This is a genomic window from Pseudomonas sp. MWU347, from assembly GCF_017947305.1.
Taxonomy (GTDB): domain Bacteria; phylum Pseudomonadota; class Gammaproteobacteria; order Pseudomonadales; family Pseudomonadaceae; genus Aquipseudomonas; species Aquipseudomonas putida_A.
Genome location: NZ_JAFGZB010000003.1, coordinates 368278 through 384692 on the forward strand (window position 1 = coordinate 368278; position 16415 = coordinate 384692).

Consider the following 16415-nt stretch of genomic DNA (forward strand, 5'->3'; position numbering starts at 1 on the left):
ACAACAAAGGATGAACACGATGGACGCTGTCTGCTCTGACCTGCTCGCCGAAGTGCGCGCGTTTCGCCAACGCTACCCCGAGGTGCGTTATGTCGACCTGATTTCCCTGGACATTCCGGGGCATTTTTACGGCAAACGCTATCCGGTGGACATGCTCGAAAAAGTCGCGGCGGGCAGCGCGCTGAAGCTGCCGCAGAACTGCGTGCTGCTCGGCGTGCAGGGCGGTCTGTTCAAGATTGGTGATTACTGTTTCAACGACGGCGACCCGGACGCCGTGCGCCGCTTGGTGCCGGGCACGCTCAAGCCCGTGACCTGGGAAGCGCAGCCGCTGGGGCAGATGCTGATTACCTCCGACGGCACCGCCAAACCGATCGAGTTCGAACCCCGCGAAGTGCTGGCGAAGGTACTGGATCGATTGGCGGGCAAAGGCATTCACCCGGTGGTGGCCTTCGAACTGGAGTTCTATCTGTTCGACAAAAAACTGCGCGACGGCCTCCCGCAATTCCCTCGGGACGAACTGACCGACGATGCCGATGATCAGCCGAACATGCACATCGAACGTCTGTCACGTTTCGCCCCGGTACTCGACGAAATGGTTGAAGCAACGCGGGCGCAGGGTATCGACGCCACGGTGATCACCGCCGAGCTGGGGCCGGGGCAGTTCGAAATCAATTTCGGCCATCTGGACGACGGTTTGTGCGCTGCGGACTGGGCGGCGCTGTTCTGTCGTAGCACCCGCGGGGTGGCGCTCAAGCACGGCTACCGCGCCAGTTTCATGGCCAAGCCGTACGTGGAGCATCCGGGCAGCGGCATGCACGTGCATGTCAGCCTGTATGACGCCGCTGGCAATAACCTGCTGGCCGCCAATCACCAGCAAGCGCTGCGCCATGCGGTGGCCGGCTGCCTGGATCTGCTGCCGCACAGCATGCCGATCTTCGCTCCAAACCAGAACGCCATGCGCCGCCTGAGCGGCACGGTGAACACCGCGACCCAGGCGAGCTGGGGTTACGAAGATCGCGACGCCTGCCTGCGCATCCCCGAATCGGACACGAAAAACCTGCGCATCGAATACCGTCTGGCCGGCGCCGACGCCAACCCGTATCTGGTGCTGGCGGCGATTCTGGTGGGCCTGGAACATGGTCTGGCATCAGGCAAGGAACCGATCCCGCCCCTCAACGATGACCGCAACAGCGGCATCGATTTTCCGACGGAAATCCTCGAAGCGCTGCGCGCCTTGCAGCATCAGCCGCAACTGCGTGCGGGACTGGGCGCCGAGTTTGTCGACGTGTATTGCGAGAACAAACGTCAGGATCACCTGGCATTCATGCAGGAGATCAGTGCGCGGGAGTATCGCTGGTATTTGTGATCACTGGTTCAGCACACCACATGAATCGGGTGCAGGGGCCGCGATGACCGGATGGAATTCAGTACCGGTGAATTCCATCGCTCATCAAACTGATGATGGAGCCACCAGGTATTTTGAACACCGGGCGTGACGATGGCGAAAGAGCGGCTTCGAATGACGTCTGGAGAAAATCCAACGCCATCCCATGCGGTGTCTGCGCTGAGTTGGAAATAGTTGACTTTGGCTGGCAGCTATCGGCCAGAAGGGGTCATTCAAAGGATGGTTGCCAGTCTCTAACTATTATTTCTTCACAATTTTTTTGCTTTATGGAGGTGCACCAAATAATTCATGTGCGCTCCTTTTTGATGCTGTTGCAGCCACATCTCCACAATTAAAGGCTCCGTTGGTCGTGGTTCATTTGCCAAAATGGTGCATAAAAAATAGTTTGACAGCGCAGTTCGGTTGAACATTAATTATCAGGGCGCTCAACTGGAATGTGAAGCACACTGCTACGGTTCGTGTTTAAGGGTTGCTACTTCGTATTGAGCAGTATGAGCGATTGGGCGCTCGACCGGTTGAGGCCGTTTCTACGATTGGCAGCTTGCGACTGTGGTAAGGGGGTTGACCATGTTTTTCGGCGTAAGATGGTATGGTCGAGAGTATTTCGAAAAGAATCGAGATATATACAAGAATAAAATGCACGGCCACCTCTTTTCCAAGTTTGGTGTGAGCGCAGAAAGCTTTAAAGTCAATCATTTTATAGCAGGCTGATTCGTGTGAAGGGGTCGCCATGGCAGGGAGCTATAGCGGCCACCATACGAAGAAGGAAATTATGAATTGAGTACATTCCGAACGTATCTATACCTGGAGTTATTGCTCTGGATCTACCTCGGATGTTGGAACACAACGCTGCCTCTGATTATTGTACAGCGGGGCAGCCTGTTTGAACTGGCTGTCTACGAAACAGCACTCGCATTCGCAGCGATAATTTCAATGTTGTGCTTTGCGCCACGCGTTGAGTCGATGCGCCGTAGTACTGCTCTTAAGGCAGGTTGTATTGTAATCTTGTTTGCCAGTGCATTGCGGTACTTATTTGCTTCTAACTGGTATTCGCTTGACGCCCTGATTCTCATCGACGTTATCGCCGTAGCAGCATTTGGAGTGGTCCAGCCTCTTTTTGGCATCTATCCTGCTGAAACTGTTGATAAACATCAAACGAGTGCTGCATTTCGCATTCGGCGTATCGTTGTTACCGTGGGTAGGGTTGCGGGGCCTTTGTTAGCGGGCATTGTAATTGCGGTGTATTCATTGGACATCTCGCTACTTTTTTCTTCAATACTGGGACTAGTAGCCGTAGTAATAGCAATGGCTCTACCGATAAGTGAAGCCCCCACAAAGCCGAGATCAACATCACATCGTATTAATGACATATTTCTTGGGCTTAAACTTAAATGCATTCTTCCGCCAGAACAATTTTTGACCTGTTCTGGGCTGCTACTTGGTTTGACCGTCACGGCGATCGTGCCGATGCTGGTTCCAACACTTATACATACTCGCAATCTTGCGGAAGGCAGTGCAGGCCTGTTGAATGCTGTCTTCGCGAGTGGAGCTATTGCAGGCTTGTTAATTTTGAGCCCAATTATTGCTAAAAGACAAAATCAGCGCAAAAAGTATCTTGGATGTTGGTCGTTACTGACTTTTTCACTTTGCGCGACGACGCAAAGCGATGAAGTTTGGCTATTGATTCCTTGGCTATTTTTCGCGGGGGCGGCCAGTGCTTGTATTACCTTGATCGGAATGGATAAAAGAGTTGTGTCTATACCTTCGGGTGCACGCGTAAGATTGATGGCGTCCACGTTGGTTATTAGTCAGTTGGGAAGCTCGGTTTCATTCGTGATGACTGGCGCTATCATGTCTAAATTCGGCACGGCGAGTTTGGTATGGCTGTATCTGGGAGTGTTTGCAGTTATCGTTTTATACTCCATGCGTTCAAAAGAGGTATGGCAATTCCTGGAGAATGATGCTGAGGTGGAGCTGTATTATCAAAATAAACATCCGAAGCTCGCGGCAGTTATGGCTACATGACATAGGCTTCAGGTAAATGGAAGGGTTTATTGTAAAATATCAAGGGATTGTGGTTGCTCGTGTACGTCACACAAACATGACCTTACCGTGATGGGCGCTCCATCGAGTAAAGGGCGAATTGCAGGTCTAGGACAGCTCTTGTAGGGGATGGGGGTGTCGAGTAGACGTCGGGCACCTCATATAGGTTGGAAGAGAGGCAGATACTACACAAATGCCAATACGTCCGCTTCTGGCCCAGAGTCTGTAAAAACGCTAGATCTCCTCTCGGTCTTCAAGGCTGACCCTGCTCTCGCGAAACGCGGGGTCGAAGTTATCTGATTTGGAACAGGCGGGAGATCGCGGTTATGGCCTTGTCTCCGTCAGTTTCATAGAGACCGAACAGGCGCGTTTGGTCGCTCAGACGATGAAGCCGAAAATGGTTATAGAACGCTTGGCCTAAGCGCTGATTATCGAATACACCGCGTTCCCAAAGAGTTAAAAACTCTTGATACGCAACGCGCTCAATTTCCAGTCTCGGCATGCTTTCCATATACACATCCATCTATGTCAGCGATGACCGAATCCTACTGACGCCGGACAGATGCGGCAATGCGTGTTTGGGGCGATTTTTAATCATCCGAGCTGGCTTTGGAGTTTTTATCGGGCAACTTCCGGTCAGAAGGCGACACTCGCGAGTGACCGCTTTCCCATAGCGGCCCTGCGCGAACGGCGGATAAAGAGGAAGTCTGTCGCTCTCGCTTAGCCCAACCTCACACCAGCGCATCATCCTGATGTGACAGCGGCTGCACCGCCAGGTGTGGCGTTTCGCCGAAGAACTCGATCAGCAGTTCAGTGAGCACACGAATTTTGCGCGCAGGGTGCGGACCCGGCGGGCGGATGATGTAGGCACCGGCCGGAGGGGGAGGATGGTTTGTCATGATCGGCACCAATGCGCCGGATGCCACGTGTTCATGGGTGAGGCAATCGGGCAGGTAGGCGACACCCAGGCCTGCGGTCGCGGCGGCGACCAGGGCGATGCCGTTGTCGGCCTTGAAGCGGCCTTGCGGACGAACCGTGATGACTTTGTCGCCATCCATGAATTGCCAGGCTTCGGTGCCCTGCATGAGCGCCTGATGGGCAATCAGTTCATCCGGCGTCTGGGGTTCTCCATGCGCGTTGATGTAGGCGGGGCTCGCGACGAGCTTGGTGTAGACCGGGCCAATCCGTCTGGCGATCAGATTGGAGTCCTGCATATAGCCCACCCGGATGGCGCAATCGTACCCCTCGGCAATGAGGTCAACGAAGCGATCGCTGTAACAGGTCTGGATGTGCAGCTGCGGATGCCGACGCGCCATTTCTGCCAGCATCGGGGCGAAGTGACTCTGGCCGAACGACAGCGGCACGGCCACGCGCAAGCGGCCGCGGAGGGCGCCGGCGGGCAGGATCGTTTCCTTGGCGATGTCGATCTCGGTGCAAACCCTGGCGGCGTAGTCCCGGAACGTCGCACCGGCCTCGGTAAGCGCCGCCCCGCGCGTGGAGCGTGCCAGCAATTGCACACCCAATTCGGTTTCAAGCCGAGCCAGGCGGCGGCTGACGATCGATTTCGACACGCCAAGACGCAGGGCAGCCTGCGAAATGCCCCCGGCATCAGCCACTTCCACGAAGGTCTGCAGTTCTTCGATGTCCACGCTTGCGTTCCTCTTTTCGCGACACAGCACGTCGCGCAATGCTACTACTGCGTCAAACATGGGAACAGCACAATGGATTTTCCGGGCATGGCGTCATTCGCACGTGTCTCGGAATCCATCACCCGCACAGGCTCCGGCCTGATTCACAAACGTGCGTCACCCATGAAAAGGATTTGCCAATGGCAAGCGAGACTCTCCGCAACCCCCATACCGATCAGCTACTGACCCCGGAAAACTCGGTGTTGATCATCATCGATTATCAGCCGGTTCAGGTTTCTTCGATCCGCTCGATGCCGCGTGATGAACTCGTCTTCAACATAACCAGCGTCGCGAAGGCGGCGGTCAACTACAACCTTCCGATCATCCACTCGACAGTCAATGTCGCGACCGGCCGCAACAAGCCGCCGATTCAGGAGCTGCAACAGGTGCTCGGCCATCTGCCGACCTATGACCGCACATCGATCAACAGTTGGGAGGACACGCAATTCAAGCAGGCAGTCAAGGCGCTCGGGCGCAAGAAGCTCATCATGACTGCACTCTGGACCGAAGCGTGCCTGACATTCCCGGTGCTCGACGCGATCCAGGAAGGTTATGACGTTTATGTGCCAGTCGATGCGGTCGGCGGCACATCGCTCGCCGCGCACGAGGCGGCGTTGCGCAGAATGGAACAGGCGGGCGCGAAGCTCATCAGCCGGGTGCAAATGTACTGCGAACTACAGCGCGACTGGGCGCGAGAAGTGACCGTGCCGGGCTTTCTGGGCGTATTCGAGAACTTCGACGGGTTCAACGCTGAAAAAGCGCTGGACGAAGCGGACAAGAAGGCCTGATTAGCGGGCAGGGGATGAAGGTGTCGCTCGCGAAAGCGGGCGCCACCTTATTTTTTACTGCTGCAAACGACTGCTTTTGTGCAGACCCTGCCGCCGATTCAGTACCTTGGATGCGTCATGACCCTGTCAGATATCAACATGTGGATACTGGACAGTCGTGTCGCTAACTCATGTCTCAGGAAGAGGCTTCACCAAAACCAATACGGCAAAAACTTCGGCGTGGGTTCGATCATGAGTTCCAGGTGGTAGGTGATCGGGTTGAAGAAAAACATATCCAGTATCAGAAATGCCGCTACGCCAAACGACAGCGTCATGAACTCGCGATAGGGATGCTCGGCGAAGTACTGGTGTTTGCCATGGTAGAAGCTCAGCAGCGCAGACAATCCCAAGGCTACGCCCAGGTAGTTGGGCTGTAGCGGGACATCGGCGAAGTTGTTGTAGACCAGCACCGCCACCAGCATCCCCAACCCCAGCAGGGGCAACTTCAGGCAGAATTTCAGCAGGCCGTTTTTGGCGCGGACCAAGGCGGCTTCCTTGCTGACGAAAAGGTAGGCGGCCAGCAGCGAAATGGTCGGGGTGATCGCGAGGATGTAGCGCGCTTTCTTCGAGCTGGGGATTGTAAACAGCACCAGCAGCACCAACAGCCACCCGGTCAGATACAGCAGCAGGTCGATGTCTTTATCGCGGGTCGGGCGAAAGAACAGTTTGTACTTCTTGATAATTACATTAATGGCGTAAAACACCGTGATGCCGTAGGTAAACAAGCCTGCGGAGAAGTAGAAGTAATAGCGTGGCGCGTGGTCGGAACCGAAGCGTCCGATGCCCTGCATGTTCAGCACTTCGTCTAGGAACGCTTGCCCACCTTGCAAGTAGGCGGCCCATGCCAGCAGCGCAACGCCAAGAGTCAGAATCACGCCCGAGAGCAATGAATACAGCAGCAACATGCGCCACTGCCGGCTCAGCAAGTAATAGGCGCCAATGACAGTCGCGGGTCCGATCAAGCCAATCGGCCCCCGAAAGGCGAAACCCAGTGCCAACCCGAGGTACAGAAATGCAAGGCGACGCGGGTCCTTTTTTACATCGGCCGCATAGGCAAAGTAGAAGCACATCACCGTTAACAGCGCCGGATAGATATCCAGTGCCAGCGAGTTGACGCCGTCAAGAAAAGCCCAGGTGAGCAGGCTGAAAAGAACGCCATACGCACCCCATTTCTTGCTGTGCAACGCGCCCAGCCGATAAATGAATACCAGCATCAGCGAAGCGGCCACGCAGGACGGAAAACCCATTGAAAGAATGGACACCCGGCCGAACGGCAAGGAAACCAGATAGACCAACAGGGTATTGAGAACCGTATAGTCGGGATAAGGCTTGAGGTCGTCGGCAATCGGGAACAGTGTGATGCCGTGCAGCAACATGTACTCGGCAAAGTCGACAAAACGTGTTGTGTAGTTGAGGACAGCGGGTTTGTACTGCAACGCCATGAACACGGCCAGTGTCATGAAAAAAATGCTCAGGCATGGATTTCTCGTAATCAATCCTTTGAACAACACTGCCCGCCAAGTGCGCTCTACAACAAGCGGGGCCTCATATCGATCCATCGGTAACCCTTTAGTGAAGTTGTTCTTTTTTACCGCAGTCCTGAAAGCCCGGTAAGCCGTAAGTGAAGTTGTGTATTTCGGAAAATTGAATTTGAGCCTAGCCCACGGCATGGACTATTCAAGCATGACGTGCCTAAACACTCCCTGAACAAGACTAATCAAAGTCGACAAAAAACATTATTAACGAGGCGCGTCGAGCCGGGCTTTCTACGTATTTCGCGCTCGGCAATATTGGCGGTGGGTAGAAAGGGTTTGATGTGAGTTGATCCCTGTTTAATCTTGAAAGTAACAGCGGACTCCATCTGTGCCAGTCAGTAGGCAATGGGGGTCGAAGCTCACTTTTTTGATTGTTCGGGAACATAACTATTCCTCCCAGACTACCGCGTCCAGGGTGAAAGCACTTTTGCACCTGGCAAATTAGCTAGGCCATGGCACCGCTGCGCAAGCGCCCGGCATCTCGGGCAGGAGGCAGGCCAAACATTCGCGCGTAGTCACGGCTGAATTGGGACGGACTCTCGTAGCCCACGCGGTAACCGGCACTCGCCGCATCCAGTGCTTCGGCTACCATCAGGCGCCGGGCTTCCTGCAGCCGAAGCAGACAGCGAAATTCGATCGGACTCATCGACGTCACCGCTTTGAAATGAGCATGAAAGGTGGAGCGGCTCATGCCTGCGATGTCGGCAATATCGTCAATGCGCAACGGTTCCTGATAATGGGCACGAAGCCAAGTAATCGCTTTGGCGATCTGGCCGAGGCGGCTGTCGGCCTTGGCCATTTGCCACAGCATGCCATTGCCACGGAGGGTGAGCAGGCGATAGAGCACCTCACGTACCACCAGCGGAGCCAGTTCGGCTGCGTCTTGCGGCGTGTCCAGTAAGCCAGCCAGCCTGGTCACCGCGTCGAGTAGCTCCGGCGTGCTGCCATTGAGTTCGATGCCGGTCGACACCACGGCCTTCTCGTGGCTGGTCGGAGGATTGCGCAAGGCCAGTTCGCTTAGCACCGTCATGTCCAGATCGAGCACCAGGCATAAATAGGGTTCTGCCTCGCTGGCTTCGATAACCGAACCCATCACCGGAATATCCACCGAGGCCACCAAGTAGTTGGCCGCGTCGTAAACGTAGGTCGTGCTGCCCACCAACACTTGCTTGCGGCCTTGCACGATGTAGCAGAGCGTCGGCTCATAAACCACGGGCATGGGCACTGTCGGGGTATCAGAACGCACCAGAGTAACGCCTGCCAGTGGTGTCAGGTGAAAACCATTTGACGGTGCATGACGGCTGATGAGGTCGATCAGCTTGTGCCGCGGATTCATGGCGTTTCCCAAAACGTTCTACTACGGAACGCAAAATGGTTCGGAGGATGATGCAAGGATGCTGGACGATACTGATACGTGCAAGTCGCGATCTCCACGCAAAATCTCCCTACAGAAAAACCTGTGTTTCGTAAGGAGTTCCTATGTCTACTCGTTCAGCACTCGATCACTACCGTCTGCTCGGCCGCTCCGGCATTCGCGTTTCCCCGCTCGCATTGGGCACGATGACCTTCGGATCTGACTGGGGGTGGGGGACGGACGCCGCCGGCGCCCGGCAAATTTTCGACGCCTATGTCGAGGCGGGTGGAAACTTTATCGACACCGCGGTCAATTACACGAACGGGGCTTCCGAGCGCATTCTTGGCCAATTGATGAAGGGCCGGCGCGAGCGCCTGGTTATTTCAACCAAGTACACCATGGCCCGTAATCCCGGTGATCCCAACTCAGGCGGCAATCAGCGCCTGAACCTGATGCGTTCGGTGGAAACCAGCCTTCGTCAACTGGACACTGATCGCATTGACCTGTTGTACCTGCATGCATGGGACTTCACCACGGGTGCGGAAGAAGTGATGCGCGGCCTGGATGACCTCGTGCGCAGCGGCAAGGTGGTGTATCTGGGCATCTGTAACACGCCCGCGTGGAAGGTGGCGCAAATGCAAACGCTTGCCGAGCTGCGCGGTTGGTCGCCCCTCGTGGCACTGCAAATCGAATACAGCCTGGTGGAGCGCACGGTGGAGCACGAGCTGCTGCCAATGGCGCGAGAAATGGGACTGGGCGTAATGCCGTGGTCTCCGCTGGGCGGCGGTGTTCTGACCGGCAAATACGGGCGTGACGACCTGAGCAACAGTAACGAAGCCGGCATAGCGGCAAATCGCAAGGGCGTGATCAGTTCATCGGGCCACTTGACCGAGCGTTCGTTGCAAATCGCCAGTGTGGTGGTTGATATCGCTGGGGAGATCGGCGCGAAGCCGTCCCAGGTAGCGCTTGCGTGGACATTGCAAAACCCGGCCGTGGTGGCGCCCATTATCGGCGCGCGAACATTGGCGCAAGCCGAGGACAACTTGAAAGCACTGAGCATCGAGCTGGATCAATCGCATATCGCCCGCCTGGATCAGGCAAGCGCGCCGGAGCTGATTTTTCCAGGCCGGTTTGTGGCCAAGCCGATGGTTCAGCAATTGGTATTTGGCGGCATCAAGCTGCAGGGACGAGCGGGCTAAGTGCCGCAAGCAGGAACACTATCGATAGCAGGAGCAAATACCATGGCCAGAATCCGTTTCGCCAATCTCACCTACAAGCTTGTGTTCTGTGCTTTGCTTGCCTGTTTTGCGACTTGCGCCTCGGCCAATCTCGAGCAAGGACAGGGGGCGGTGGTCGCAAGCAACAAGGCCTTTGTTGCCGCGGCGTTCGACCGTTGGGCGGCTGGTGGGGCTGACTTCTTCAACGATGTTGTGGCCCCCAACGTCGTGTGGACCATTGAGGGATCAGGACCTCACTCCGGCACTTACCGTGGCCGCAACGACTTGATGGAGCGAGCCGTTCGCCCCCTGACCGTCCGCCTCAAGACGCCCATCCGGCCAGTGTCAAGGCAGCTTTGGGCCGATGGTGATTACGTCATCATCCACTGGAAAGGCGAAGCCGTCGCTCACGACGCAAAGCCCTATACCAACAGCTACGTCTGGATCTTCCGCATGGAGCAAGGGCGTGCGACAGAGGTGACGGCGTTCCTCGATCTGTCTGCTTATGGCGATGTGTTACGTCGAATTCCCCCGTCAGAGTAAAGCCAGGCGCCATGGTGAGCAGGTCGTTAATCTGTTCGACTGTGCGGGGCTCTGGTCGACATCATCGAGGAAGGATTTGAGAAGTTTTCCAGCGCGTTCAAGCGCTGGATCGAGTCGAAATTGTTTCAGCGCCAAGGTGGGCCATCTGAGACTTTACGGGCTCCGACTGCCGCTTGAGGCATGGCAAATCTCAGCTTGTGGCAAACGGCTGCCGCTCCTTGAACCACGTCAGCGCCTGTTGTTTGAACGCCTCGGCCGGCGGTGTCAGTGGATAACGCTGGTCGTGGGCGAGCACGATGCGTTGTACCGGCAATGGCTCGCGAATGGGGCGGCAGACCAGTGGCTGGCCGTCGTAACTGTGATCGCCGAAGGGCCGGGTATAGGTCAACGCCACGCCAAATCCGTTGGCCACCAGACTGCGCTGAAACTCGAAACTGTGGGTGTGCTGGACGCTGGCCGGGGCATAGCCATGGAAGTTGAACAAGTCCAGCACGTGCTGCCAGCTGTGGATCTGATCCGTCACCACCAGAGGGCATTCGCTTAGTGCTTGCAGGCAGACCTCGGCCGCACTGGCCAGCGGATGATCGGCCGGCAGCAGGGCGTGTGCGCGCAGCTGACAGAGCTCGACGCATGTGGTGTTGGCCGGCAAGCCCAGATCGTAGGTCAACGCCAACTCCAGCGTGCCCTCGGCCAGACGCTTGCCGAGATATTCGAACTCGCCTTCGCGCATGTCCACCGTGACCTGCGGGTGTTCCTGCTGCAAGCGTCGCAGGATCTGGGGCAGGCAATACGGCGCCAGATCCGCGTAGCAGCCGAGCACCAGTTCTCCGGAAAAATCCGTGCTGTCAGCACCGATGTCGGCGAATGCCCGAGCCTCGCTCAACACGCGCTTGGCCTGAGTCATCAGCGTGCGCCCGAACGGCGTCAGCGAGACCCCGAGGCCTCGTTGACGAACGAACAACGGCTGGCCGAAAAGCTGTTCCAGTTCGGTAATCGCGGTGGAGATCGAGGGCTGTGAAACATGCAGTTCCTCGGCCGCCAGTGTCAGGTTGCCGTGCTTGGCCGCAGCGAGTGCGTAACGCAGTTGTCGCAGGCTGAACTTCATAAGATTTTCTTCGGTGACAGATCAAGACATATTATTTTCTCTTGGCTGAGTGTCATGGAATATTTGCCCTGCGCCTACTTTTATTTCTTGCGTGAGGGAGTTTCAGGTCATGACAGCCAGCGCTTACACCGTTAATGAAAAAGACATCGAAGCCTTCCAGCGCGATGGTGCGGTTTGCCTGCGCGGAGTGTTCTCCGGGTGGATCGACACGATTGCCGCCGGCATCGAGCGCAACCTCGCTGAACCGGGCGTGTATGCGAGCCGCTACGTTGAAAAAGATGACCAGCCGGGCGGATTTTTCGACGACTACTGCAACTGGCAACGGATCCCGGAATTTCGCCACATGGTCGAACAGTCCCCGGCCGCATCGGTTGCCGCTGCGATCATGCGTTCAAACTCGGCACAGTTCTTCCATGATCATGTGCTGGTCAAGGAGCCAGGCGCGCAGAAAGCCACGCCTTGGCATCAGGACATTCCCTATTACTTCGTTGAAGGCAGCCAGAGCGTGAGTTTCTGGATTCCGGTCGACCCGGTTCGCGAGTCGACGTTGCGCCTGCTGGCCGGGTCGCATCGTTGGGAGAAAGGCATCAAACCGGTGCACTGGGCCGATCAAAGTGACTTCTACCGCGATGCCGATGGCTATCGTGAAGCACCGGATCCGGATTCGGAGGAGGGCATGCAAGTGCTGGAGTGGGAGATGCAGCCGGGCGATGCGGTGCTGTTCGATTTTCGCACCGTGCATGGCGCCCGAGGCAACGCGTCGGCGCAGCGTCGCCGGGTGCTATCGCTGCGCTGGCTCGGCGATGACATGCGCTACTTCGAGCGGCCGGGGCGGACTTCGCCGCCGTATCCGGGGCATGCGATGCAAACCGGTCAACGACTGCGCGAAGACTGGTTTCCGACGATTCATCGGCAAGCCTGAGTTGTGAATTGCTGACAGGTGCCCGTCACGTCGTGATGAGCACCTGTACCGCCGTAATCCTGTTCACTGTGTTGGAGCGTGCGATTGTGAAAAGAACAAACAGCCTGTTGGCCCCCCTGTTTTCCATCGGCCTGTTGGCCGTCAGTGCGTCGAGCCAGGCCGCCGGTTGGTGCGAGTCGGGCAAACCGGTGAAGTTCGCCGGGCTCAATTGGGAAAGTGGCATGTTGCTCACCGAGGTGCTGCAGATCGTGCTCAAGGATGGTTACGGCTGTGCCGTCGACACGCTGCCCGGCAACTCCATCACCATGGAAAGCGCCTTGGGCAGCAACGATATCCAAGTGTTGGCGGAAGAGTGGGTCGGGCGCAGCGAGGTCTGGAACAAGGCCGCCAGCAGCGGCAAGGTCGTGGGTGTCGGTGCGCCGATCATTGGCGCCACCGAAGGCTGGTATGTGCCGCGGTATCTGGTCGAGGGCGATGCCAAACGCAACCTCAAGCCCAAAGCGCCGAACCTGAAAAACATCGCCGATCTGCCGCAGTACGCCGCGCTGTTCAAGGACCCGGAAGAACCGGGCAAGGGCCGTTTCTACAACTGCCCGGCCGGTTGGACCTGCGAACTGGAAAACAGCGAGATGCTCAAGAGCTACGGCCTGCAAGCCAGCTACACCAACTTCCGCCCCGGCACCGGCCCGGCCCTCGATGCGGCGGTGCTGTCGAGCTACAAGCGCGGCGAGCCGATCCTGTTCTACTACTGGTCGCCAACCCCGCTGATGGGTCAGGTTGATCTGATCAAACTGGGCGAGAAACCCGGCGTCGATAAACAGATCAGCATCAAGGTCGGCCTGTCCAGCGTGTTCCATGCGCAGGCACCCGAACTGGTCGGGGTACTGGAAAAGGTCAATCTGCCCATCGATCTACTGAACCAGAACCTGGCCCGCATGACCAACGAGCACATCGACTCGCCGAAACTGGCGAAGATATTCTTCAAGGAACACCCGGAAATCTGGCACACCTGGGTCAGCGATGCAGCGGCGAAAAAGATCGACGCGACGCTTTAGTTCGAATCCGGGCAGGGACGCCCGCTTGGCTAGATGACGCGACCTTTCTTCGACGGCGAATGATCGGCCGGCCCGGTTCTGGCGGTTTGCAACAACCGGGCGAACGCCGCTTTGTCTATTGGTCGACTCATGAAATAACCCTGCACCTCATTGCATTGATCCTTGCCGAGAATCTCCAGTTGCTCCTCGGTTTCCACGCCTTCGGCGGTCACGGTCAGGCCCATGGCTTTGCCCAGGCCGATGATCGCCTGAACCACGGCGCGATCGTTGGCGCCGTTGCTGATCGAGGCGATGAAGCGTTTGTCGATCTTGATCCCGTCGAACGGGTAGGCGCGCAGGTAGCCGAGGGACGAATAGCCGGTGCCGAAGTCGTCCATGTTCAGGCGCACCCCGAGTTGCTTGAGCGCATTCATCGTGGCCAGCGCGCCGTCGGTGTCGACGAGCATCACGTTTTCGGTGATTTCCAGTTCCAGGCGACTGGCCGGGAAACGGGTCTGGATCAGCGCTTCGCGCACGTCTTCGACGACATCGCTGAGGGCAAATTGCGCCGGCGACAGATTGACCGAAAGCAGAATGTCTGACGGCCAGCTCAGTGCGGTTTCACAGGCTTCACGCAATACCCAGCGCCCCAGCGCCACGATCAGGTCGGTCTGTTCCGCCAGGCCGATGAACACGTCCGGCCCCAGCAGGCCCTTGGTCGGGTGTTGCCAGCGCACCAGCGCTTCGACCGAGACGATGTGCTTGCCGTCGACGGTGTAGCGCGGCTGGTAATGCAGGATGAATTCGTCGTTCTTCAACGCGCCACGCAAATCGCTTTCCATTTGCCGGCGGGTCTGGATCTGGTCGTTCATGTGCGCTTCGAAATAGCACCAGGTGTTCTTGCCCTCGGACTTGGCCTGATACAGCGCGATGTCGGCGCAACGGATCAACTCGCTGGGCACGAAGCCCTGACGGCGGCTCAGGGCGATGCCGATGCTGGCCCCGACGTGCAATGGGTGAAGCTCGAAGACCATCGGTTGATGCAGGCTCTCGACCAGCCGGGTACAAAAGCGGTCGACCTCTTGCCGAGTGTCCATGCCATTGAGCACCACGACGAATTCGTCACCGCCCAGGCGCGCGACGATGTCGTGCTCACGGGTGCATTCGCGCAGGCGACTGGCGACCTCCTGCAACACCGCATCACCGGCCGGATGGCCGAGCGAGTCGTTGATCGGCTTGAAGTTGTCCAGATCGATCACCAGCAACGACAGTGGCGGGGCATGCTCTTTGAGCAGCAGCGCGTCATCCAGATAACGCGACAACTGATTGCGATTGGGCAGGCCGGTCAAGGCGTCGTGCATCGACAGGTGCTGGATCTGCGCATGGGCAGCGACTTCGTCGGTGATGTCACTGGCGGTGCCGCGATAGCCGACCACGCTTTGTTTCTCGATGATCGGCCGCGCTGATAGCCGACAGTGACGTTGCTGCCCGGCGTGATCGCGGTAGGTGCAGCGCAGGTCGCTGGCATTGCTGTCTTCGGTGAGTTTTTTCAGCCACAGCTCCAGCGGCGTAGTATCGCAGGACACCAGTTGCCCGATGCCTTGCCCCAGCCACTCGGTTTGCGGGTAACCGGTCACCTCGCTGAAGCGCGCCGAGAGATAGGTCAGGCGCAGCTGATTGTCGACTTCCCAGATCCAGTCCGATGCGGCTTCGGCCACCGCGCGAAAGCGTTCTTCACTGGCTTCCAGTGCGTGGTTGGCCGCCTCCAGCGCCTGATTCGAGGTCTTCAACGTGCTGAAACTCTGATCGACGTAGGTCGACGATCGCACGGCGTGACGCAGGAAATAGGCGGTCAACAGCATCAGCACGGCCAGCACGCTGCCGAGTGTTGGCAGCAATGACCACAACAATTGCTGCCCGGGTCGCTTCAGATCTGCCGTCAAGCTGAAACCGGTACTGTCCAGCGGCACGCGTGGTTGCTCCCCGCTGAGCTGTTCATCCGGCATCAGAGTCAGGTTGTTCAGGCCATAGGCCACGCCAAGCGCTTGCAGTTTGGCCGGTGTCAGCTTGTCGACGAATACCAGCACCGAGGTCTCTTGCGGATCGCCCACCGGACGCTCATCGTTGGGCAGAATGGCCGCCGCCGTGACCAGCGCCGGCCAGCCGTCGAACAGCGAGTAAGTGCTGACAGGCACAGTCAGATCAGACTGGTTTTGCACCTGATCAATCAACGACGCGGCAGGCACCGCGAGCCAGTGCGCGATGTCCGCGTCTTCCTGCTGTCCCTGCACCACGGCGTATTTGGTGCGCTGCCGATCCAGCACGAACACGCCGTCATAACCGTCAGTGGTGAACAGCGTCTTTCCAATGTTCTGTTGGGTGTACGCCCAGTCGGTATCGACTTGGGTGTGCAGGTGCTCATAGGCGGTGGTCCAGTCAGCGTAACTGGTGATGTAGCTCTTTGAGGTGCTGATGCGGTTTTCCAGGGCGCGGGCCGTGTAGAAACGGTTCTGCTCGACATCCTCGCGATCCAGGCGAGCGGCAATGCCGAGCAGGGTGCCGATAGCGGCAATCACCCCGACGATAAACAGCGTGCCGACCGCAAACGCCAGGCGGCGGGTGATTGCGCTTTGCTGAGGCGGAACCGGCGTGGCAGGAGCGAAACTGTCCATATGCTCGTCCTTGGTAGCTTGGGTTTGCTCATCTGGAACAGCGGCCCGAGCGCAATGTTCAGTCTCTTGC

The 16415-nt window shown here is 57.5% G+C and carries 13 protein-coding genes; 7 read left to right on the forward strand and 6 right to left on the reverse strand.

Annotation, left to right across the window (positions count from 1 at the left end; all coding sequences use genetic code 11):
* Positions 1-19 precede the first annotated feature (19 nt).
* Complete coding sequence (locus KCG87_RS08050) at positions 20-1366, forward strand: glutamine synthetase family protein (RefSeq protein ID WP_210557163.1); 1347 nt, start codon at positions 20-22, stop codon at positions 1364-1366.
* A gap of 816 nt (positions 1367-2182) precedes the next feature.
* Positions 2183-3430: an MFS transporter gene (locus KCG87_RS08055; RefSeq protein WP_210557157.1), complete on the forward strand. Its 1248-nt coding sequence runs from the start codon at positions 2183-2185 to the stop codon at positions 3428-3430.
* Between the two features lie 310 nt (positions 3431-3740).
* On the opposite strand, the gene KCG87_RS08060 is transcribed toward KCG87_RS08055, so the two are convergent.
* Entirely contained in the window at positions 3741-3959 is a 219-nt protein-coding gene (locus tag KCG87_RS08060) for a hypothetical protein (protein ID WP_134786422.1), read from the reverse strand.
* A 220-nt stretch (positions 3960-4179) separates the two neighbouring features.
* Entirely contained in the window at positions 4180-5097 is a 918-nt protein-coding gene (locus tag KCG87_RS08065) for a LysR family transcriptional regulator (protein WP_135295823.1), read from the reverse strand.
* 179 nt (positions 5098-5276) lie between these two features.
* Between KCG87_RS08065 and KCG87_RS08070 the strand changes: the two genes are divergently transcribed.
* The gene (locus KCG87_RS08070; protein ID WP_210557155.1) at positions 5277-5924 is read left to right on the forward strand and encodes a hydrolase; all 648 of its coding nucleotides are present in this window, start codon (positions 5277-5279) and stop codon (positions 5922-5924) included.
* Positions 5925-6112: 188 nt separating this feature from the next.
* Here KCG87_RS08070 and KCG87_RS08075 read toward each other — a convergent pair whose 3' ends face one another.
* Complete coding sequence (locus KCG87_RS08075) at positions 6113-7423, reverse strand: glycosyltransferase family 39 protein (protein ID WP_210557425.1); 1311 nt, start codon at positions 7421-7423, stop codon at positions 6113-6115.
* A 520-nt stretch (positions 7424-7943) separates the two neighbouring features.
* Complete coding sequence (locus KCG87_RS08080; RefSeq protein WP_210557154.1) at positions 7944-8834, reverse strand: AraC family transcriptional regulator; 891 nt, start codon at positions 8832-8834, stop codon at positions 7944-7946.
* A gap of 143 nt (positions 8835-8977) precedes the next feature.
* Here KCG87_RS08080 and KCG87_RS08085 point away from each other — a divergent pair, with 143 nt between their 5' ends.
* Together KCG87_RS08085 and KCG87_RS08090 are read left to right on the forward strand one after the other, a co-directional pair.
* Positions 8978-10051, forward strand: coding sequence for an aldo/keto reductase (locus tag KCG87_RS08085; protein WP_134786418.1), 1074 nt, complete (start codon positions 8978-8980; stop codon positions 10049-10051).
* Between the two features lie 42 nt (positions 10052-10093).
* Positions 10094-10612 carry a nuclear transport factor 2 family protein gene (locus KCG87_RS08090; RefSeq protein ID WP_134786417.1) on the forward strand — a complete coding sequence of 173 codons (519 nt, stop codon included), beginning with the start codon at positions 10094-10096 and terminating at the stop codon, positions 10610-10612.
* A gap of 190 nt (positions 10613-10802) precedes the next feature.
* Here KCG87_RS08090 and KCG87_RS08095 read toward each other — a convergent pair whose 3' ends face one another.
* Positions 10803-11717 (reverse strand): LysR family transcriptional regulator, encoded by a 915-nt coding sequence (locus tag KCG87_RS08095; RefSeq protein WP_134786416.1) that lies wholly within the window; start codon positions 11715-11717, stop codon positions 10803-10805.
* A 109-nt stretch (positions 11718-11826) separates the two neighbouring features.
* Here KCG87_RS08095 and KCG87_RS08100 point away from each other — a divergent pair, with 109 nt between their 5' ends.
* Positions 11827-12639 carry a phytanoyl-CoA dioxygenase family protein gene (locus KCG87_RS08100; RefSeq protein WP_134786415.1) on the forward strand — a complete coding sequence of 271 codons (813 nt, stop codon included), beginning with the start codon at positions 11827-11829 and terminating at the stop codon, positions 12637-12639.
* Positions 12640-12725: 86 nt separating this feature from the next.
* Positions 12726-13694 (forward strand): ABC transporter substrate-binding protein, encoded by a 969-nt coding sequence (locus KCG87_RS08105; protein WP_086791533.1) that lies wholly within the window; start codon positions 12726-12728, stop codon positions 13692-13694.
* Positions 13695-13723: 29 nt separating this feature from the next.
* Here KCG87_RS08105 and KCG87_RS08110 read toward each other — a convergent pair whose 3' ends face one another.
* A complete protein-coding gene (locus tag KCG87_RS08110; protein ID WP_210557153.1) occupies positions 13724-16345 on the reverse strand; it encodes an EAL domain-containing protein in 2622 nt (873 codons plus the stop codon).
* Positions 16346-16415: the final 70 nt, after the last annotated feature.